General features: G+C 36.7%; 18 protein-coding genes. 12 read left to right on the forward strand and 6 right to left on the reverse strand.

The features are described 5' to 3' along the window. Window positions 1-28: 28 nt before the first annotated feature. Complete coding sequence (locus tag Q0874_RS10100) at window positions 29-676, reverse strand: rhomboid family intramembrane serine protease (RefSeq protein ID WP_299162595.1); 648 nt, start codon at window positions 674-676, stop codon at window positions 29-31. 60 nt (window positions 677-736) lie between these two features. Here Q0874_RS10100 and Q0874_RS10105 point away from each other — a divergent pair, with 60 nt between their 5' ends. Then, entirely contained in the window at window positions 737-1,624 is an 888-nt protein-coding gene (locus Q0874_RS10105; RefSeq protein ID WP_299162598.1) for a lysophospholipid acyltransferase family protein, read from the forward strand. 37 nt (window positions 1,625-1,661) lie between these two features. On the opposite strand, the gene glmM is transcribed toward Q0874_RS10105, so the two are convergent. After that, the gene (gene glmM, locus Q0874_RS10110; RefSeq protein WP_299162600.1) at window positions 1,662-3,050 is read right to left on the reverse strand and encodes a phosphoglucosamine mutase; all 1,389 of its coding nucleotides are present in this window, start codon (window positions 3,048-3,050) and stop codon (window positions 1,662-1,664) included. A gap of 94 nt (window positions 3,051-3,144) precedes the next feature. Here glmM and Q0874_RS10115 point away from each other — a divergent pair, with 94 nt between their 5' ends. Together Q0874_RS10115 and ggt are read left to right on the forward strand one after the other, a co-directional pair. Then, complete coding sequence (locus tag Q0874_RS10115; RefSeq protein WP_299162603.1) at window positions 3,145-3,738, forward strand: acyl carrier protein phosphodiesterase; 594 nt, start codon at window positions 3,145-3,147, stop codon at window positions 3,736-3,738. Then, window positions 3,726-5,408, forward strand: a complete 1,683-nt coding sequence (gene ggt / locus Q0874_RS10120; RefSeq protein WP_299162605.1) for a gamma-glutamyltransferase — start codon at window positions 3,726-3,728, stop codon at window positions 5,406-5,408. Before Q0874_RS10115 ends, ggt begins: the two co-directional genes overlap by 13 nt. Before the next feature lie 59 nt (window positions 5,409-5,467). Here ggt and Q0874_RS10125 read toward each other — a convergent pair whose 3' ends face one another. After that, the gene (locus Q0874_RS10125) at window positions 5,468-6,220 is read right to left on the reverse strand and encodes a LexA family transcriptional regulator (RefSeq protein ID WP_299162607.1); all 753 of its coding nucleotides are present in this window, start codon (window positions 6,218-6,220) and stop codon (window positions 5,468-5,470) included. 410 nt (window positions 6,221-6,630) lie between these two features. Here Q0874_RS10125 and Q0874_RS10130 point away from each other — a divergent pair, with 410 nt between their 5' ends. The 6 genes from Q0874_RS10130 (at window position 6,631) to Q0874_RS10155 (ending at window position 17,326) form a co-directional block, all read left to right on the forward strand. Next, the gene (locus Q0874_RS10130) at window positions 6,631-7,404 is read left to right on the forward strand and encodes a TIGR03915 family putative DNA repair protein (RefSeq protein WP_299162609.1); all 774 of its coding nucleotides are present in this window, start codon (window positions 6,631-6,633) and stop codon (window positions 7,402-7,404) included. 375 nt (window positions 7,405-7,779) lie between these two features. Then, a complete protein-coding gene (gene uvrA / locus Q0874_RS10135) occupies window positions 7,780-10,641 on the forward strand; it encodes an excinuclease ABC subunit UvrA (RefSeq protein ID WP_299162611.1) in 2,862 nt (953 codons plus the stop codon). 47 nt (window positions 10,642-10,688) lie between these two features. After that, window positions 10,689-11,375, forward strand: a complete 687-nt coding sequence (locus Q0874_RS10140; RefSeq protein ID WP_299162613.1) for a TIGR00730 family Rossman fold protein — start codon at window positions 10,689-10,691, stop codon at window positions 11,373-11,375. A 7-nt stretch (window positions 11,376-11,382) separates the two neighbouring features. After that, entirely contained in the window at window positions 11,383-14,220 is a 2,838-nt protein-coding gene (locus Q0874_RS10145; protein ID WP_299162616.1) for a metalloprotease, read from the forward strand. A gap of 157 nt (window positions 14,221-14,377) precedes the next feature. Then, entirely contained in the window at window positions 14,378-16,789 is a 2,412-nt protein-coding gene (locus tag Q0874_RS10150) for a thiamine pyrophosphate-dependent enzyme (protein ID WP_299162618.1), read from the forward strand. A gap of 159 nt (window positions 16,790-16,948) precedes the next feature. Then, window positions 16,949-17,326, forward strand: coding sequence for a DoxX family protein (locus Q0874_RS10155; protein ID WP_299162620.1), 378 nt, complete (start codon window positions 16,949-16,951; stop codon window positions 17,324-17,326). A 5-nt stretch (window positions 17,327-17,331) separates the two neighbouring features. On the opposite strand, the gene holA is transcribed toward Q0874_RS10155, so the two are convergent. Beyond that, window positions 17,332-18,336 (reverse strand): DNA polymerase III subunit delta, encoded by a 1,005-nt coding sequence (gene holA / locus Q0874_RS10160; protein WP_299162622.1) that lies wholly within the window; start codon window positions 18,334-18,336, stop codon window positions 17,332-17,334. Between the two features lie 26 nt (window positions 18,337-18,362). Between holA and Q0874_RS10165 the strand changes: the two genes are divergently transcribed. From Q0874_RS10165 to Q0874_RS10175, 3 genes are all read left to right on the forward strand, one after another. Continuing rightward, entirely contained in the window at window positions 18,363-18,809 is a 447-nt protein-coding gene (locus tag Q0874_RS10165) for a type I restriction enzyme HsdR N-terminal domain-containing protein (protein ID WP_299162625.1), read from the forward strand. A 12-nt stretch (window positions 18,810-18,821) separates the two neighbouring features. Next, complete coding sequence (locus tag Q0874_RS10170) at window positions 18,822-19,823, forward strand: glycosyltransferase family 2 protein (RefSeq protein WP_299162628.1); 1,002 nt, start codon at window positions 18,822-18,824, stop codon at window positions 19,821-19,823. A gap of 101 nt (window positions 19,824-19,924) precedes the next feature. After that, the gene (locus tag Q0874_RS10175) at window positions 19,925-20,776 is read left to right on the forward strand and encodes an OmpA family protein (RefSeq protein ID WP_299162630.1); all 852 of its coding nucleotides are present in this window, start codon (window positions 19,925-19,927) and stop codon (window positions 20,774-20,776) included. A gap of 49 nt (window positions 20,777-20,825) precedes the next feature. On the opposite strand, the gene Q0874_RS10180 is transcribed toward Q0874_RS10175, so the two are convergent. Continuing rightward, window positions 20,826-21,446, reverse strand: coding sequence for an L-threonylcarbamoyladenylate synthase (locus tag Q0874_RS10180; RefSeq protein WP_299162632.1), 621 nt, complete (start codon window positions 21,444-21,446; stop codon window positions 20,826-20,828). A 64-nt stretch (window positions 21,447-21,510) separates the two neighbouring features. Beyond that, window positions 21,511-22,386: a glycoside hydrolase family 16 protein gene (locus Q0874_RS10185; RefSeq protein ID WP_299162634.1), complete on the reverse strand. Its 876-nt coding sequence runs from the start codon at window positions 22,384-22,386 to the stop codon at window positions 21,511-21,513. Between the last annotated feature and the right edge of the window lie 65 nt (window positions 22,387-22,451).

The raw sequence follows: 22,451 nt of genomic DNA on the forward strand, positions 1-22,451 counted from the left end.
TTTTACTTACTGTTTTATGTAAGTGTTATTATATCTTACCCATTTTTTCAAGAACAAATAGAATTAGTATTGGGATAGCAAGAAGGATCACCATTAAAGTATCGGTAAGTATTAAATCTGGTTTAAAAAGTAAAGTTGTAGCATAACCTCCTATAGCGCCACCAAAGTGAGCAGTATGTCCAATATTACCCAAACGCTTTTTCATGCCATAGATAGAGTATAACATGTAGGCAAGACCCAGAATATATGCCGGGATAGGTATTGGTATAAACATGATTCCCAGTCGCATATCAGGTTGTAGTAATATCGCAGCATATAATATACCGGTTACAGCACCACTTGCCCCCACAGCGCTATAAAAGGGTTCATCTTTATGAAAAAACAAGGCTAGTATACTTCCTGCAACAAGGCTAAAAAAATAAATAATTATAAATTTTTCCCAGCCAAACCAGTTAATTACAACCGGGGCAAAGAAATAAAGTGTAAACATATTCATGAAGAGGTGGGAAATATCCACGTGCAGAAATCCTGAAGTCACCATTCTATCACGTTGACCTGCCTTTATTGCCCCAATGGCAAACTTATAGCGATCAAAGAAGGTGACATCATTAAACCCTTTTAAGGAAATCAAAACATTCACAGCCATAATGGCAATTGTTGCCAGATGCATATTCATAAATAGGATAATTAAATTAAGCGCTAAATATAGCTATATTTGCCCATATTAATTTTACGCATGCAACTTCTCGTATATATTCTTGCCTATCCTTTTTTATGGTTAATCTCTATACTTCCTTATAGGCTATTTTATCTTTTTTCCGACCTGGTTTATATTCTGGTATATCGCATTATTGGTTATAGAAAGAAAGTAGTTTATAACAATCTGACCCTTGTTTTTCCTCATAAAAGTGAAAAAGAGAAAAAAAGTATCCAAAGGGCATTTTATAAACATATGTGCGATATGTTTCTGGAAACTATTAAAACCTTAAATATCGGGGAAGAAGAGTTAAAAAAACGTTATGCCTTACCCAATATTGATTTACTTCTTGAAATAGAGAAAAAACGAAGCATTTTGGTGATGCTTCCTCATTATGCCAATTGGGAGTGGTGTATCATCGTAAATCGTTATGTAAAGTCAAAAGGATATGTGGTATATCAAAAAATTGGAAACGTTTATTTTGATCGATTGATAAAAAAAATCCGTGCGATATGGAACACAACGCCTATTTCTCAACAAGAGACAGTTATAACCATGGCACGAAATCATCAAAATGGCATAAAAGCAATATATGGTATTGTAAGTGATCAATCGCCACAAGCACACCTGGCACAATACTGGACAAAATTCATGAATATAAAAGTCCCTATTTTTAATGGTCCTGAATTACTCGCAAAAAAGTATGGCCACGCCGTTGTTTTTGCTAAAATCTCTAAGGTTAAACGAGGATACTATAAAACTGAATTTATACCAATTGCACTGGAAGGCAGTAAAACTGAAGAGAATGAAATTACCAATCAGTTCCTAAAACTAACCGAGGAAGAAATTATCCAGAATCCTGAGTATTATCTTTGGACACACAGACGATGGAAACACAGTGATAAAGTGCCTGAAAAATATCTCTAATCCTAACGCTGCCTTATAAATTAATTTGCTTTAAATATTAGATGCCTGCAATTTCTTTAATCTCATCTATTATTCTATCCGCTAAATTATCAGCTTCTGTTTGAGTTTTTGCCTCTGTATATATTCGTATAATTGGTTCCGTATTGGATTTCCTCAAATGCACCCAATTTTCAGGAAAATCTACTTTTACCCCATCAATAGTCGAGACTTCCTCATTGCTATATTTTTTTTCCATGGCCAATAAGATTTCATCAACATCAAGTTCCGGTGTTAGTTGAATTTTCTTTTTGCTCATATAATAACTTGGGTAACTGTCACGCAATTCCCTTACAGTGCCTCCTTTCTCTGCCATAAGCATTAAAAATAAGGCGGTGCCTACAAGAGAATCTCGTCCGTAATGACTTGCCGGATAGATAATTCCGCCATTGCCCTCACCCCCAATAATAGCATTGGTGGCTTTCATTTTATTTACAACATTCACCTCGCCCACGGCTGCAGCTTCATAAGTGCCATGATGCTTAATCGTAATATCCCTGAGCGCCCTTGAAGAAGATAAATTGGAAACAGTGTTTCCTTTTGTTTTCCCGAGAACATAATCTGCACAGGCCACTAAGGTATACTCTTCACCAAACATTTCGCCGTCGTTACTAATGAACGCCAAACGATCTACATCCGGATCTACTACTATACCAAAATCAGCTTTTTCCTTTACAACAAGTTTGCAGATATCCCCCAGATGTTCTTTCAGGGGTTCAGGGTTATGCGGAAAATTTCCAGTAGGGTCACAATATAACTTAATTACTTCCACCCCTAAGGATTCAAGTAATTTGGGAATAGCAATACCCCCTGTAGAATTGACGCCATCCACGACAACTTTAAATTTGGCCTTTTTAATAGTATCTGCATCGACCAATGGTAAATTAAGGACTTCATCTATATGTATATCAATGTAGGCGTCATTTTGGGTAATCTTTCCAAGTTCATCTACATCAGAAAAATTGAAATCTTCTTTTTCCGCTAATTCAAGAATAATTGCCCCTTCGGCTGCATCAAGAAACTCGCCTTTTTCATTTAATAGTTTTAATGCATTCCATTGTTTTGGATTATGACTTGCGGTAAGAATAATACCTCCATTGGCATTTTCCAGCGGAACGGCTATTTCTACCGTAGGTGTTGTGGACAATCCAAGGTCTATAATATCTATTCCGAGTCCGACCAAAGTAGATACCACCAAATTCTGAATCATTTCTCCCGAAAGACGGGCATCTCTTCCAACAACAACTTTTAAATTATCCGATTTAGAATAGTCTTTTAACCATGTACCATAAGCCGCTGCAAACTTAACAGCATCAATTGGTGTGAGATTGTCGTTAGGCCTCCCTCCTATGGTGCCTCTTATACCAGAAATAGATTTTATTAATGTCATATAGTTTAAATAGTTTTTGCAAATATACATGTCTTAACAATTATCCTGCGTTCCTAATTTGTAAATTCAGTTGTGAAGATTATATTCGTGTTAAATGAATTTTTTAGCACATATATATCTCTCCTTTGGAGATGACGAAATAACTATCGGAAATTTTATTGCGGACAGCATAAGAGCAAATAAATACAAACACCTGCCAGATAGAATACAAAAAGGAATCCTGTTACATCGTGAAATAGATACTTATACAGATTCGCACCCTATACCCAGGGTAAGTAGTAAAAGGTTACACCAGAATTACAGTCATTACAGCAGGGTAATCGTGGATATTTTTTACGATCACTTTTTAGCTAAAAACTGGAAGCAATATTCGGATACTCCTTTGGACATTTATGTTGATAAATTTTATGATTTACTGGAGGATAACTTTACTATTCTGCCCGATGGAACTAAACGTATGATCCCTTATATGATAAGTGATAATTGGCTCCTGAACTATGCCCAAATGGACGGGATAAGCAGGGTTTTAAATGGTATGAACAGAAGAACCAATAATAAGAGTAAAATGAATTTTGCCATTCTTGATCTTGAAAAAAACTACGAAGCGTTTGAAGTAGAATTTACTGCGTTTTTCAATGAACTTGTGGTTTTTTCTAAACAAAAATATACTTCAATATGCGAATACTAATTCTACTCTTTGCGTTTTTCTTATTCGCACAATGTACACCCCCGCCACCTATACCGACCGGTGTGGTAAGTAAAAATGCTATGGTAGTATCTGCACGTGAAGAGGCTTCAAAGGTCGGAACAGCCATACTTCAAAAAGGAGGAAATGCTTTTGATGCCATGGTTGGAACAGAACTTGCATTGGCGGTGGCTTATCCATTTGCCGGCAACCTTGGTGGTGGTGGATTTATGGTTTACCGCAAAAATGATGGCAATATAGGAGCCCTTGATTATCGTGAAAAGGCCCCATTAGCAGCCCATAAAGATATGTATCTGGATTCTTTAGGCAATGTTATTCCGGGAAAGAGTACCCTGGGAGCTAGTGCCGTTGGGGTGCCAGGAACTATAGCCGGAATATTTGAAGTTCATGATAAATTTGGTACGTTACCCATAAAAGAGATTATGGACCCGGTTATTAAACTGGTTGATCAAGGGGTTCAGGTAACTTCAAAGCAAGCCGACAGACTAGATAAATACTGGGATCAGATTAAAAGTGTAAATGGAGAAAGTACTTTGTTTTACAATAAGTGCGATGCCGGAGACACCCTAAGATATCCTGGCCTGGCAAGTACTTTAAGGAGAATAGCAATAAACGGAAGGGATGAATTCTACAAAGGCAAAACCGCCAAAATACTGGCAAAATTTATCCTGGAAAAAGGAGGTTATGTGACTGAAGAAGATCTGGCGAGGTACGAAGCCAAATGGCGACAACCCGTAGTATTCAACTACAAGGACTTAAGGATAATTTCAATGAGCCCCCCTAGCAGTGGTGGGGTAACTATAAATCAAATCTTTAAGATGATTGAATCTTATGACATTTCTGAATTTGGCCATAATTCTGCTAAATCTATTCAGTTGTTTACTGAGGCGGCAAGGCGGGCCTATGCCGACAGAAACTTCTTCCTTGGTGATCCGGATTTTGTAGTTATTCCGCTGGATGTTTTATTGAGCAAGAAGTATTTACAAGCCCGTATGGAGAACTTTTCATTTGATTCGGCAACTCTTTCTAGTGAGGTACAGCATGGTAGAATAGAAATTATGGAAAGTAATGAGACTACGCATTATTCCATTGTTGACCAGATGGGAAATGCTGTTTCAGTAACTACAACCTTAAACGGAGCGTATGGCTCCAAACTCTATAACGACGAATTAGGGTTCTTCCTGAATAATGAAATGGATGATTTTAGCGCTAAACCAGGCGAGCCTAATATGTTTGGTCTTATAGGTGCTGAAGCCAATAGTATAGCAGCCGAGAAACGAATGCTAAGCTCAATGACCCCAACTATTGTTGAAAAAGACGGTAAGCTTTGGATGGTTGTCGGTTCTCCCGGGGGATCTACAATAATTACAGCCGTTGCACAGACCATTCTAAATACTTATGAATTTAATTTGAGTATGCAGGAATCTGTAAACGCGCCTAGATTCCATCACCAGTGGCTACCGGATCATATCGTTTTTGAGACAGAAGGATTTTCAGATGCACTGAAAATTGAGTTAAAATCCAAAGGTTACCATATTAGTGAGAAACCTACACCTATCCTGGGTAAAGTGGATGCCATACTGGTTTTACCGGATGGCAGCCTTGAAGGAGGCGCAGATAAACGAGGAGATGATACCGCAGTAGGCTTTTAAATCACAGAAGGCTTGGATTAACGATTCTTTCTTTAACTTTAAATTCGCCTTTTGAATACCTATTGCTTCAGCTGATTTTTTAACTCTTCCATAGATTCCTGCAGCTGCCTTAACAAGCCTTTTTCTGTGGTAGCATCTACCCCAAAAGTTATTTTGCTGCTTACCTGCCAAAGTTCCTGTACTTGTTCCGATTCTATTTCATAAGGTGGATAGATTTCGTTAAGTGAAATCAAAAGCATTTTTGAATTCCCGGGTAATTTCTCAATCTTCTTAACGAGTAGTGCATCATGAAGCACCACTACATACATTTTATTACGATTTATATCATCCAGTCCCTCCACCGCCTTAGCCAATACCCATTCGCCGGGCTGCAGATTGGGCAACATACTATCACCCTCAACCTGGAAGCCCCTGTAGGTGGCATTTCTGAATTCGGGAAGTGGGAGATCAAAGGCAGGTAGTTGTTTATACCAACTTGTATCCTGAATGTTTTGAGGATAGCCCGCGGCTGCTTTGGCATTTACCAAAACCATATTATCATTATCAGAAGAATCCACCGTTACAACTTTTGGGATAACACTGGTCCCGGAATAATTTAAATATTGATTGTTACTATCACCAAATAACCATAGTGGGTTCACATTAAATTGTTTTAACAATTCAACGACCACCCTGCCAGAAAGTTTGGTGCGACCACGTTCTATATCGGCTGTAGTATTTGGAATTCCCAGCATCCCTGCAAATTCAGCCTGCGTATATCCCAAATCTCGTCTTATCTCAATAAATCTCTTTATGGTAAGTTCATTTTCCATAGTCATTTTTTTATTTTTTCTGTTCTACACCTATCCATAAGTTTAAAACTGTTCTTACATCTTTTGCACCAGTTAATGCGACTTAGCCTTGTTTCATTTTGGAAAGTTACCCATTCAGGAGTCTCAAAGATACAAAATTTGGAATATTTCCAAAATTATTTAGGAATATTTCCTAATTTAGGATATTTTCCATATTTTTGGAATATATACAAATGAGTTATAGTCATGTTAGATGAAATTATTACTGCAAAACTTAGCCTATGGGCTCAACGAGGATTAGATGACGACTTTTATTCAAGCAGCATTAGAGAACTTAAAAAAAAGAGGAGGCTGTCAAAGATAAAACAGAAAGTCTCTAAAAATATCTCACAGAAATCAATTAGCAAACAATTAAGCCTATTCTAAAAGTTATGGAAAAAGAAAAAATATTGTTGTATGATGGAAGTTTTAATGGGTTTTTAACTGCCATATTTACAGCATTTGAGCAAAAAATCAATGTTGTTGATATTAAAAGAAAAAATGACGTTCAAAAGGGCTTGTTTACTGAAACGCAAACTATTTTAACACAAGTGCATAAAGCTAAGCGGGTCTGGAATGGTATTAGCCAAAGAAGTAATAACGCCATGAAGAATATTTATTTTGCTTTTTTAAGTGAAACTCCTGGTATTGAACAATTACTTTATTTATATATTCAAAAAATAATTGCTAAAGGGTCACCCAATCACATAGATTTAGCGGATGATATGGTTTTTAGGATAAATCATTTAGCAAATATGGTAAGTAAGAAAAAAAACCATATGGAGACATATATGAAATTCAATGTCTCCATAGATGGCGCTCACTTTATTATTGTGGAACCCGAGTTTGACATATTACCTCTTGTATCAAAACACTTTAGGTCTAATTTCAGTGACCGGCAATGGATTATTTACGACATAAAGCGGAACTATGGCCTTTATTATAACTTTCATACAATTCAATTAATGACATTGGATTCAAAAGGCATAATATCGAATGTCAGACCTCTAAATAATCTTATTCAAACTAATGCAACAAGTGTTATTGAATCATGGAATACTTATTTTGCCAACAATTCTATTAAATCTTTAATCTCCAATAAATTACATACATATCAATTGCCTAAACGCCAGAAGAAATATCAGGAAGATAAGGAAGCAGTATAGTATCATAGTATTTGTTTTAACAGGAATTATGAAATAGGGACACATTGGAAAACTTTTAAGTTTTTACCAGATTATTACTGGCCTTTCAGCTCACTACACTCCGTTTATGTGATCTTTAAGGCTTGATAACACAAAATTATAGAAATACAAAATTTCAAATAAAAGTACTTATCTCATAACACATATGTCGGCTGATTTAACCCTTTTGCTTCTATCTGAAATTTATAGCAAATGTTATAGAAACTGTTATTTATGAAACAAGTTAGAGGGAAGGCAATTTGCCATAGCTTATTTACAGGCCTTTAACAAAATCAAAATAAACCACGCTTCCTTTTTAGTCGTCAAAAACGTACCTTTGCAACTTTGTCTAATTCAATGATAAATTACGAGGAGAATATTGAAGTTAAGGGAGCCCGCGTTCATAATTTAAAAAATATTGATGTAACCATCCCAAGAGAAAAACTGGTAGTAATTACCGGGCTTTCAGGTAGTGGTAAATCTTCATTGGCTTTCGATACTATATACGCTGAAGGGCAACGTCGGTATATTGAGACCTTTTCTTCTTATGCAAGACAGTTTTTGGGAGGTCTTGAACGTCCCGACGTAGATAAAATCGATGGTCTGTCACCAGTTATCGCGATAGAACAGAAGACCACCTCCAAATCTCCGCGTTCTACGGTAGGAACAATAACTGAAGTTTACGATTTCCTTAGGTTATTGTTTGCCAGAGCCTCTGATGCCTACAGCTATAATACAGGCGAAAAAATGGTAAGCTATAGTGATGAGAAAATTAAAGAGCTTATTAAAGAAAGTTATTTTGCAAAAAGGATAAACATCCTTGCCCCTGTAATTAAGTCCAGAAAAGGGCACTATCGCGAACTTTTTGAGCAAATTGGAAAGCAAGGCTTTGTAAAGGTAAGAGTAGATGGTGAAATTTTGGATATCACCAAAGGAATGAAGGTGGATAGATATAAAACCCATGATATTGAAATCGTCATAGACCGCCTAAAAATTGATGACAATGAAAATTTAAATAAAAGACTTTCCGAATCCATAAATACGGCCATGTATAGTGGTGATAATGTCTTAATGGTTCTTGAAGAAGGTGAAGCAGTCCCAAGATATTTCAGCAGGGACTTAATGTGTCCAAGTACCGGTATTTCATATCCAACACCTGAACCCAATACATTTTCCTTTAACTCTCCTAAGGGAATGTGCAAAGATTGTAATGGTCTGGGGCATGTCTTCGAGGTAAACGAAAATAAAATTTTTCCGAATAAAAAATTATCAATTCAATCTGGTGGTATTGCACCCCTTGGTGAGTATAAAAGCTCATGGGCATTTAAGCAATTAGAAACTATAGCCAAACGATATGAATTTGAACTTACGGATGCCATATCAATAATTCCGGATGAAGCACTTAAAACTATTCTCTATGGAGGCGCTGAACAGTTTGAAGTTGATTCTAAAACCCTTGGTGTAAAAAGACTCTACCACATAGACTATGAGGGTATTGCAAATTTTATAAAAAACCAGTACCATCAGGCAGATTCTACATCAATTAAACGCTGGGCCAGAGATTTTATGGATAAAAGAATGTGCCCCAGTTGCAATGGTGCAAGGTTAAAAATAGAATCACTTTATTATAAAATTGAAGATAGGAATATAGCAGAATTGTGTCAACTGGATATTTCTGATCTCGCCAGTTTTTTTGATCAACTTGATTCCAGACTAGAGGGAAATCAAAAAAAGATTGCTGAAGAGATCATCAAAGAGATTAAATCGAGAATTAAGTTTTTATTAGATGTAGGCCTTGACTATTTATCGCTGAACCGCAGCTCAAAGTCACTCTCGGGAGGTGAAGCACAGCGGATAAGACTCGCAACACAAATAGGATCTCAGTTGGTAGGGGTTCTATATATATTGGATGAACCCAGTATTGGATTGCATCAGCGAGACAACAATCGGCTTATCAAATCATTGGAATCGCTCAGGGATATTGGAAATTCTGTAATTGTAGTGGAACACGACCGTGATATGATTGAGAATGCAGATCATGTAATTGATATAGGGCCACTGGCAGGAAAACACGGAGGCGAGATAATCTCACAAGGAACACCTGCTGAACTCATTGAACAACATACATTAACCGCTCAATATATAACAGGAGAAATGGAGATTCCTATTCCTGATACAAGGAGAAAGGGGAATGGAAAAAGTTTAAGTTTGATGGGCTGCACAGGCAATAATTTAAAGAATGTATCGGTTAAGTTTCCTTTGGGTAAAATGATCGCCGTAACGGGTGTATCTGGCAGTGGTAAATCAACATTAATTAATGAAACCCTTTACCCCATAATGAATGCCCATTATTTTAATGGTGTTAAAAAGCCTATGCCCTACACTGATATTAAAGGTCTTGAAAACATCGATAAGGTAATAGATATCAACCAGTCTCCAATTGGAAGAACACCGAGATCCAATCCGGCTACTTACACCGGTGTTTTCGGAGAAATACGTTCCCTTTTTGCAAAAACACCTGAAGCGGCAATAAGGGGCTATAAACCGGGCCGATTTAGTTTTAATGTAAAAGGAGGCAGATGTGAAACTTGCCAGGGAGGTGGATTGAGGGTAATTGAAATGAACTTTCTTCCCGATGTATATGTTGAATGTGAAACCTGTAACGGCAAACGATTTAACAGGGAGACTCTGGAAATTAGATATAAAGGACAATCCATTGCGGATATTCTTGAGATGACCATTGACGAAGCAGTAGCCTTTTTCGACCAAATACCAAAGATTTATAGGAAGCTGAAGACCATTCAAGATGTCGGGCTAGGTTATATCTCATTAGGACAGCAATCAACTACTCTTTCAGGAGGAGAAGCGCAACGTGTAAAACTTGCCACCGAATTGTCTAAACGGGATACAGGAAACACTTTCTATATTTTGGATGAACCCACAACCGGACTGCATTTTGAGGATATCAGGGTACTCATGGAAGTTTTAAACAAACTGGTGAACAAAGGAAATACCATTGTGATAATTGAACATAACATGGATGTTATAAAAATGGCTGACCATATAATTGACATAGGTTATGAAGGAGGCCGGGGCGGCGGCATGATAGTTGCGGAAGGAACGCCGGAAGAAGTGGCTAAAGACGATAAAAGTTATACCGCATTTTACCTTAAAAAGGAATTTAGTCTAAAAAATTCGAAACTTGAAGTTCGCAGTTAAATCTATCGTTATATTAGATCTATCTGTAAGTGATAAAAAATAAATTTATGAGGAAAGAGAAGCATCATAAAGGATGGAATGAAATTAAAACCAATGATTCATGGGCCATTTTTAAAATAATGGGAGAATTTGTGAACGGTTTTGAAAAAATGAGTGCAATTGGCCCTTGTGTTACAATTTTTGGTTCTGCCAGAACCAAAGAGGATGCTAAATATTACCAACTTACCGTCAATGTTGCCAAAAAAGTATCCGAAGCTGGTTATGGTATTATTACAGGTGGAGGTCCCGGTATTATGGAAGCCGGTAATAGAGGAGCACATTTAGCTGGAGGAACTTCAGTTGGATTGAATATAGATCTTCCTTTCGAACAACATGACAACCCTTACATTGATGATGACAAGAGCTTGGATTTTGATTATTTCTTTGTGAGAAAGGTAATGTTTGTAAAATATTCCCAAGCATTTGTGGTTTTACCCGGAGGATTTGGTACGCTTGATGAGCTCTTCGAAGCCATTACCCTAATTCAAACAAATAAAATTGGTAAATTTCCCATTATTCTGGTCGGCAGGTCATTTTGGAAAGGTTTAATGGACTGGATTCAGGACACCATGCTGAATGCAGGAAATATTAGTAAGACAGATCTCGATTTAATACGTATAGTTGATACAGAGGAAGAGGTGGTAGAAATTATCGATGCTTTCTACAAAGGCCATACCTTGAGTCCAAATTTTTAAATCATATATGTTGCTACAGCGCATTCGAACTTTTCTGTTAATAACTTCTAACCTATATTTCATATTTGGGATTGGTGGTATTTATGCGCAACACAATAATAACCTAAAAGCCACCTTGGAGTCCGAAACCAGGGAAATTAATATCCAACAGGAATTTGAATATTTAAATGATTCACAGGATACCCTAAGCGTATTGTATTTTAATGATTGGGCAAATGCCTATTCCGATAAAAACACTGCTCTTGCAAAACGATTCGCGGAGGAATTTAAAAAGAGTCTTCATTTAGCCAAAGAAAAAGATCGGGGCAGGACAGAAATTTTTACCATTGTAGATGATGAATACCGAGCTATCTCCTGGGGTAGAACTTATGGTCTGGATATCATTAAAATTGAACTTAATAAGCCTTTGGCTCCGGGTAATTCTGCTAAATTATTTATTACATATACTGTTAAACTCCCACCAAATAAATATACTCCCTATGGATATAACAATGAAGGAGGTTATTATTTAAAAGATTGGTATCTCACCCCGGCGGTTTATGATGGTCAATGGCAATTGTATTCAAACAAAAATCTTGAAGACCTGCATACGGGTAATACAAATACCAATATTATTTTCAGCTATCCAGATTCGTTATTCTTTGGCACTAATTTCAAGGAAGTGAATATAACAGGCTTTGCAGGAAAAAAACAGGCTACCCTGGAAGGGGTAAACAGGAAGAGTTGTTACATTATTCTGAATTCACTAAAAAAGTTCACAAAACATGTCACTCCGGAACTTATAGTAGTCACAGATCTAAAGGCCACAAAATATGATGAAATTTCACAGGGGGTTTCAATTAACAGGATTTCGCGCTTTATTCATGATAACCTGGGAGACTTTCCTTATGAGCAGCTACTGGTGAGTGAAGTGGATTTTAATAAAAACCCAATTTATGGGTTAAATCAGCTACCTTCTTTTATACGACCTTATGAGAAGCAGTTCCAGTTTGAAATGACATTTATGAAAACTGCACTTAACAGTTATATGAGAGAATCCATATTCCTTAATCCAAGAAAGGAAAAATGGGTGGGAGATGCAGTGATCAATTACATGATGATAAAATTCGTGGAAGAGTTTTATCCCGATCAAAAAATGCTGGGAAAACTATCTAAGGGTTGGTTGATTAAAGGATTTCATTTGGCGCAAATGGATTTCAATGAACAATATTCCTTTTTATATATGTTTACAGCTAGAAAAAACCTTGATCAGGCGCTCAGCACACCTAATGACTCCCTTATAAAATTTAATCAGAAAATAGCCAATACTTATAAAGCAGGACTCGGCTTAGCCTATCTCGCCGATTACACTAGTGTTGATAAGATTGATTCAGCTATTAAAGAGTTTTATGAACAATATAAATTAAAATCTGTAAGACCATCTGATTTCGAGCGTATTTTAAAGGAGAATTCCGAAAAGGATATCGATTGGTTTTTTAAGAGCTATGTCTCAACCGACGAACGTATTGATTTTAAGATATCTAAAGTGATTAAAACACAGGATTCCCTCTATGTAACTCTTAAAAACAAAACGGGCACAGACGCTCCAATATCCTTATTCGGATTGAAAAAAAACAAGGTAATATCTGAATATTGGTTTGATGGAATCAAAACCGAACAAACTTTTAGTATACCGCGAAATTTGGAAGATAAGTTGGTCCTTAATTACGATCATACCATTCCGGAATTTAATCAGAGAGATAACTGGAAAGCGTTAAATGGTTTCTTTCTCAGTAATAAAAAGTTAAAACTTCAATTTTTTAAAGACGCAGAAGATCCCTATTACAACCAAATTTTTTACATGCCAACATTAGGTTTTAATATATATGATGGCCTAAGTCCGGGGATTAGATTTACTAATAAAACACTTCTTGAACGACCTTTTGTATTTGATTTTTCTCCAGAATATTCATTCAAGGAAAAAACATTAGTCGGAAATGGTAAACTTACCTACAGGCACTATCATGGAAAGAGTGGATTTTACGTTACTAATTATGCACTACGCGGATCTTCTTCTCATTTTCAGGTCAATTCGCGCTATAGTACGTTTACCCCCTCCGTTAGTTTTGGATGGCGCCCTGAAGACCTTATTTCCAATAAACGGCAGTTGCTTACCTTGAGATACGTTAATGTATTTAGAAATATTGATCCAAGCCTTGATATAGAAACCGATCCTGATTATAGCGTATTGAATGCAAGGTTTAGGAATACAAACAACGGAATTATCGACTATTTTTCATGGTTTGCAGACGCTCAACACTCTTCTGACTTTACCAAATTGTCTTTCAATCTCGAGTACCGGAAATTATTTATAAATAATACCCAATTTAACTTTCGCTTTTTCGCCGGAAAATTTTTAAGAAACAAGACAACCGGAGATTATTTTAGTTTCGCCCTGGACAGGCCCACCGATTATTTATTTGATTATAATTATCTGGGCAGATCTGAAGATTCGGGGATATGGAGTCAGCAACTGATTATTGCCGAAGGTGGGTTTAAATCTCAATTGGAGAACCCTTTTTCTAACGATTGGATCGCTACCACTAATTCCAGCGTTAATATTTGGAAATGGGTAGAGGTGTATGGCGATTTAGGGTTTATTAAAAACCAAAATCAGCCCACAAGATTCGTATATGACTCAGGGATACGTCTTAATTTACTTACAGATTATTTTGAATTATATTTACCCCTATATTCAAACAATGGTTGGGAAATTGCACAGCCGAACTATGCAGAAAGAATTCGCTTTATAGTCACCCTAAGTCCTAAAACTCTAATAGGTCTTTTCACCAGACAATGGTTTTAGAAATTATGCTATTCTTAGAAAATTTGTAATTTTTTAAATTATTTATAATCAACAGTTATTTTTTAGCTATTTTTTTGCTGATTCATTAATAAAAAACCACTTTTTTTGATTGTAAAAACCATCCCTTTTTTATATTTTTGCTGCAAATCTTTCCCTAATGAGTTTAAAACTACAAACCAGTGATGATATTTCCTTTGAGGATTTTAGGGAACAGATTTTAACAGATTATGAAATAGCAGTCACCAGCCGTGAGTGTAGTATTTTGGGGAGAAGAGAGGTTCTGACAGGTAAAGCCAAATTTGGAATTTTTGGAGATGGAAAGGAATTGCCTCAATTAGCAATGGCCAGATCTTTCAGAAACGGCGACTTTAGAAGCGGTTACTATAGAGATCAAACTTTTATGATGGCTCTCGGGCAACTAAGCCCAAAAGACCTTTTTCACGGCCTCTATGCAACTACAGATATAGAAAAAGAACCTATGAGTGCCGGGAGGCAAATGGGTGGTCATTTCGGATCTTACAGCCTTAATCCGGACGGTTCATGGAAGGACCTCACCGAACAAAAAAATAGTAGTCCAGATATATCTCCAACCGCAGGTCAGATGCCACGACTTCTTGGTCTGGCACAGGCTTCGAAAATCTACCGCAATGTCAAAGGGATTGATAGCACTAAGTTTTCTAATAATGGAAATGAAGTAGCCTGGGGTACAATAGGCAATGCCAGCACATCTGAAGGTCATTTTTTTGAAACATTCAATGCCGCTGGCGTTTTGCAAGTACCTATGATTATTAGTGTATGGGATGATCAGTATGGAATTTCAGTGCCTGCCAGATTCCAGACAACCAAAGAAGATATTTCAGAAGTTCTTAAAGGATTCCAAAGAGATGAAAATAATAAGGGTTATGAGATTCTAAAAGTAAAAGGCTACGATTATACTGCACTAATTCATGCCTATGAAAACGCTTCAGAACTCGCCAGGGAAGAGCATATCCCTGTATTAATTCATGTTACAGAACTCACTCAACCACAGGGGCATTCAACTTCAGGATCACAGGAGAGATATAAAAGTGAGGATAGATTGCTCTGGGAAAAAGAAAATGATTGTAACAAGCGATTCAGAGAATGGATACTTGAAAATAAAATTGCGGATAATGAATCATTGTCAGCTCTTGAATTAGCTATTAAAAAAGAAGTCAGAGCCGCAAAAAAGGAAGCTTGGCTAGAATTCTTAGCCCCCCATAGAGAGGCCAAAAAAGTCCTGATAGGACTGTTGGATAAACTGGCTATGAATAGCCCTAACAGGGCGTTTATAACTAAAATCAAGAACGATCTTATTGCTATAGAAGAGCCCTTAAAAAAAGATTTGGCTTCCAACTCTAGAAAGGCCCTTCGCCATGTAATAGGTGAAAATTCTAAGGAAAAAGATGCTTTGATAAAATGGGTTGAAAATTTCCTTGAGGACTCGCAAACAAAATTTAGCTCACACCTTTATAGTGAATTATCCAACAAGGCTACAAACATTGAAGAAATAAGACCTATATACAATGATAAACCTGAAAAAGTAGATGGAAGGATTATTTTAAGAGATAATTTTGATAAGCTTTTTGGCAAATATCCACAAGCGCTCATATTTGGAGAAGATAGTGGTGCTATTGGCGACGTAAACCAGGGACTAGAGGGGCTCCAGCAGAAATATGGTGAATTGCGAATTGCGGATACAGGTATACGTGAGACTACAATTATTGGACAAGGAATTGGGCTGGCACTAAGGGGTCTTAGACCTATAGCAGAAATACAATATCTGGATTATCTGCTATATGGCTTGCAGACTTTAAGTGATGATCTGGCAACTTTGCTTTACCGTACAGTTGGCAAACAAAAAGCTCCTTTAATTGTCCGTACCCGTGGACATCGCTTAGAGGGTATTTGGCATTCCGGTTCTCAAATGGGCGGCATTATACACTTTCTTAGAGGGATGTATTTGTTGGTGCCCAGGAATATGACTAAAGCAGCCGGCTTTTATAATACATTAATGAAAAGTGATGAACCGGCATTAATTATTGAAAGTTTAAACGGTTATAGGCTTAAAGAAGACAAACCAAGTAACCTGGGTGAAATTTGCACCCCTATCGGCGTAGTTGAAATTGTTAAAGAAGGTTCCGATATTACTCTTTTGTCTTACGGTTCTACCCTGCGTATAGTGCAACATACTGCCCAGGAATTAAAAGGAGTAGGAATTGATGCAGAGGTCATTGATGCGCAGTCTTTACTCCCTTTTGACCTTAGTAATACTGTCCTGAGCAGTATTAAAAAAACCAACAGACTGTTGATCATTGATGAAGATGTACCCGGTGGATGCGCGGCTTATCTCATGCAGGATATTATTGAACGTCAGGGAGCTTATAAATACCTGGACAGCGCACCCCAAACCCTTACGGCAAAAGCTCACAGGCCGGCATATGCTTCAGATGGGGACTATTTTTCTAAACCAAATGCGGAGGACATGTTTGAAAAAGTATATGAAATTATGCATGAGGCAAATCCGGCTGAATATCCAAAACTCCGCTAAGAGAAATACTCTGTAATCATCTTAGCTTATTTTCGATTCACTAACATATATTCCTGGATCATGGCTCTAAACTGTCATTTTGTATTTGGTGAATTCTAAACTAATTGACAAAAAGTTCTCAAAAAAAAGCTTACTTTAGATTCTCCAATCTTAAAATGAATGAATAAAAAACTTAAAAGTGATATTGGTCTGGCAGTTCTCCGTATTCTTCCTTCGGCCTTTTTATTGTCTCACGGTATTCCCAAATTGCAAAAACTTTTAAACGGAGATTTTCAATTTGCCGATCCTATTGGAATAGGCTCTACACCTTCTCTGTTTCTCGCGGTTATTGGGGAATTCATTTGCCCTATACTGGTAATAGTTGGTTATAAAACCCGTTGGGCCTCCTTACCAATTGTAATAACAATGGCTGTAGCTGCTTTTATTGTTCACGGTTCAGATCCTTTCGGAAAAAAAGAACTTGCTCTATTGTATTTAGTGAGTTTCCTGCTTATAATACTGCTTGGTCCGGGACGTTATAGTATCGACAAAAAATAGACGTTCTATATTATTTTGACCAGAAGTTCTTTTAGAAGATCAGCTTGTGAAATATTATAAGCCCCTACCCCTTTTCCTTTTAAGTCCATTTCACGTAAATAAGCAATAATACTGCTAACCCGTTTCATGGGATAATTTTTGGATGCTATCTGAAACTCTCCCACAAAATAAGGGTTGATCCGTAAAGCTGAAGCCACATTCTTGGGTGAATGGTCCGTTAGACCATGATATTGTAATAACTGTGTGAAAAAATTATGCAAAAGGCTAACGGTTACAACAAATGGATTATCTTTTGGATTCTGGGCAAAATAATTTATAATTCTGGTGGCTTTTACAATATTTTTTTCTCCTATTGCTTTTTTTAATTCAAAATTATTATAGTCTTTGCTTATTCCTATATGTTTTTCTATCAGATCGGGGTTTATTTCGGTGTTCTTTGGAAGTACTAATTGTAATTTTTCCAATTCATTGTTAATTCTGCTCAGGTCTGTTCCAAGATACTCTACTAATAAAACTGAAGCCTTATGTGAAATGGCATAACCCTTCTGTTTTAAAGTTAGTCTTATCCAATCTGATACCTGATTTTCATATAGTTTCTTGCTGTCAAAAATGACACTTCCATTTCCAAGAAGAGTTTTGTGCAATTTTTTGCGCTTATCCAGTTTTTTATATTTATAACAGAATACAAGTACGGTAGAAGTCTGTGGATTTTCAGCATAAGAAGATAATTCCTCTATATTTCTTGATAAATGCTGTGCTTCCTTAACAATAACTACCTGTCTTTCAGACATCATGGGATATCTCTTGGCATTAGCCAACACCTGCTCCAGTGATGTTTCCTTCCCGTATAGTACCATTTGATTAAAACCTTTCTCCTCCTCGGTAAGAATATTATCACTAATAAACTGAGCTATTTTATCAATATAATAAGGTTCATCGCCCATCAAAAAATATATAGGGCTAATGTTCCCGTTGCGGATGTCATTTACAATCTGCTTTACTTCTTCCATCCAAAAAAAATTACCAAATTTGCTTTATGCTATCTCTCAATTTTCCCAGCTACAATTTCCGATTCAAAAGTAGCGAAAATAAGCAGCAGATTTTTGATATAATACGCAAAAAATTTGTTAGCCTGCAGCCCGAGGAATGGGTGAGACAGCACGTAATTCATTATTTAAGCGTGGATAAGAAATACCCAACGTCTTTAATTAATGTTGAAAAAACCTTATCATTAAACGGTTTGAAAAAAAGATATGATGTGGTAGTCTTCAATAGCGATGGTAGCATCCATATTCTTGTTGAATGTAAATCGCCAAACGTCACAGTCTCGCAAGTTGTTTTCGATCAAATCGCACGATATAACATGAAAATGCAAGCAGAATACCTTATGGTAACTAATGGTTTAGATCATTTTTATTGTAATATGAATTATGAAGAAGAAAAATATTCATTTTTAAGGCAAATTCCTGATTTTAGCCGTTAATTTGCAACCGTTTTGAAATTTGCAATCGTCATACTTAATTGGAATGGAGAAGCCCTCCTGGAACGTTACTTGCCTCTGGTAGTACAATATTCCGGCAACGCTGATATCTATGTAGCAGATAATGCCTCTACTGATGGTTCTGTGGCTTTTGTTAAAAAAAACTATCCCAGTGTAAAGCTTATTCATAATAGTTCAAATTATGGCTTTGCTAAAGGGTACAACGACGCCTTAAAACAGGTTGATGCTGACATCTATTGTCTCTTAAATTCAGATGTTGAAGTTACCCCCGGTTGGCTTGAACCCATAAAAGAAGCGTTTCTTAAGATTCCAGATGCCTCTATAATACAACCCAAAATTCTAGACCTGTTGCGTCGGGATTATTTTGAATATGCGGGAGCGGCAGGTGGTTTTTTAGATCGGTTTGGATATCCGTTCTGCAGGGGACGTATTTTTCAAACCATCGAAAAGGATGAAGGCCAGTATGATGATACTACAGAAGTTTTCTGGGCAACCGGTGCCAGTATGTTTATAAAAAGTGATGTTTTCCATGATCTTGGTGGCTTTGATGAGGACTATTTTGCACACCAGGAAGAGGTTGATCTATGTTGGCGAGCGCAAAATAAGGGACTAAAGGTTTACTGCGTTGGAGGCTCATATGTTTATCATCTCGGAGGATCGACACTAAGTAATATGAATCCGAAAAAAACTTTTTTGAATTTTAGAAATTCACTTTATTCCATCACTAAAAACCTGCCCCGTAAGAAAGCTTTTCCCATTATTATTGTTCGCCTGTTCCTGGACGGCATAGCGGCCATTCGATTTATTTTACAACTTAAACCTGTTCATTGTTTAGCAATTATTAAAGCACATTTAAGCTATTACCGGCATTTTGGTAAAATGTATAAAAAAAGGGAAAAAGCCAATTTTATCACAATGTATCATATTACAAAATCCATAGTGTGGTCTTATTTCGTAGATCATGTAAAGAATTTTAACATTTTAGTAAAAGATTAACTAATTTTGACAAATCAAAGGAAATCAAATGTCATAATTTTACCTTTTATTAAGTACGGTTCATTTAAAAAACAAACAATTAATTTTATATAAACATTATTATGAAAAAATTTATTTTAGGCTTTTTGGGAATGGCAGTTCTTTTATCTTCTTGTGTATCGCAAAAGAAATATGCCGAATTAGAAACTAAACAAAAAGAAACGCAGGACCTTTTAAATTCCGCTACAGTTAAATTGAATTCCTGTCTTGAGGAAAAGGCAACAGCGGATGCAAGATTGCAAACTTTGGAAGATCAGAATGCATTCCTGAAATCAAATAATCAGGAATTAATAAATAATATGGGGAACTTAACCACCCTAACAACAAAAGGGGCAGAAAATCTTGAGAAGTCTTTAGAAAGTCTACAGGAAAAAGATCTTACCATTCGTAAATTACAAAATGCTATCACCAGACGAGATTCTGTGAACCTGGCTCTAGTACAAAGCCTCAAAGGCGTTCTCGGGAACTTAGATGATGAGGATATAGAAATTAGCGTTGAAAAGGGTGTGGTTTTTGTTTCAATTTCAGACAAACTTTTATTTAGTAGTGGTAGCTACAACATAACTGCAAGAGCTAAAGAAGTATTAGGAAAAGTAGCCCAAGTAGTTAATAACAAACCTGATTTTGAGTTTATGGTGGAAGGACACACAGATGATGTTCCTTATAGAAAAGGTGTATTACTAGACAACTGGGATTTAAGTGTAAAAAGATCTACTGCAGTAGTTCGTATTTTACAAAATGATTATGGAGTAGATCCAAAAAGAATGACTGCGGCTGGAAGAGCAGAGTATGTCCCTGTTTCTCCAACAGATAAAGCCAGAAACAGGAGAACGAGAATTGTTGTTCTTCCAAAAATTGATCAGTTCTATAGTATGATTGAAGAAGGAATGAAAGATCCTGCTATAAACGACTAAATATTGAATTATCTAATAATTAAACCGCGGTCTTTGATCGCGGTTTTTTTTATATAATATCCGGGTCTCCTTTCCCTACACGAATTACTTCTGGTTCATCTCCTGAAAGATCAATAACAGTGGACCCCAAATTACCTCCATATCCCCCATCAATAACTATGTCTACCAAATTATGCCACTTCTCAAAAATTAACTCAGGATCTGTAGTATATTCCAAAAGTTCATCTTCATCTCGTATGGAAGTAGAAACAATGGGGTTGCCTAAGCCTTCCACAAGAGCCCTTGCAATATTGTTATCCGGAACTCTTATACCCACAGTCTTTCTTTTCTTAAAATCCTTGGGCAATTTACTGCTGCCTGGCAATACAAAAGTATAAGGGCCGGGAAGTGCTCGCTTTAGAATCTTAAAAGTTGGTGTATCTAATTGCCTGACGTAATCTGAAAGATTACTGAGGTCTGCACAAACAAAGGACCAGTACGCTTTTTCTAATTTAATTCCCTTTATACGAGCAATTTTTTCCATGGCCTTGGTATTAGTAATATCACAGCCTAGTCCATAAACCGTATCTGTAGGATATATGATCAAACCTCCCTTTCGCAGGATGGATACCACCTTATCTATTTCCTTTGGATTAGGATTCTGCTCGTATATTTTAATGAATTCGGCCATTTTCTTACTAAATATTTGAAGTAAATATTATTGCGGGTAACCCCAAATTAAAAGAATAAGAGTTCTATTTCACCTGATAGACACGAACATAGTCGACCTCCATAACAGCAGGAAAAATGACGTCATTCACTCCTTCCAAACCTCCCCAATCTCCTCCAACAGCTATATTCATTAAAAAATAAAAAGGTCCAGAAAAAGGCCAATTTTCCACATTAGAAATAGCCGGACGAGGAAATCTAAGCTTTATATTCTCTATATCGTCTATGTAGAATTTTAGGTACTTGTCAGTCCACAGTATGCCATAATTGTGAAATTCTTCTTCTATGGTCTCCAGTATAACCGGACCGGAAGTTACTTGGGTCCCATCTTTATGATTATTGGCAATACTGTGAATGGAAAAATGAGCCTGATTAGGCTCAAAGCTTACGTACTCCATTATATCTATTTCACCGCAAGCAGGCCATCCTGCTGTATTAATATTACTTCCAAGCATCCACAAGGCCGGCCATAAACCGTTGCCCTTGTGATCGGGAATTTTTGCCCTGATCTCCATCCTCCCATAGGTAAAATGGGTTGTACTATTTAATCTTGCTGAAGTGTATTCAACTGTTCCCGGACCCAGTTCCATTTTTTTTGCAACTATTTTAAGTGTTCCGTTACTTACCGAAACATTATCCTCGGCTGTATAATTCTGTAGTTCATTATTGCCCCAGCCATGTGCGCCTGTCTCAGAAATCCAATTCTCTTTAGAAATCGTATCCCCATCAAATTCGTCCTGCCAAACCAAAACTGCCTTATCCCAATAGTCAGGGGCATTTACATCTGGTAAACCACTGGTATCTGTCGGACCCGGTAAAACGCCTTGCGGATCTTCCTGTGGACTGCTGGTACTGCATCCGATCAGGAAAACCATAAAAAGGAAAATTACATTCTTATACATTTTAACAAATTAGTTTGTTTTACCTTCCAAAGATAATATGAAATATTCATGCTATGGCAATTTAA

It is taken from the genome of uncultured Eudoraea sp. (assembly GCF_947490415.1).
Classification (GTDB): domain Bacteria; phylum Bacteroidota; class Bacteroidia; order Flavobacteriales; family Flavobacteriaceae; genus Eudoraea.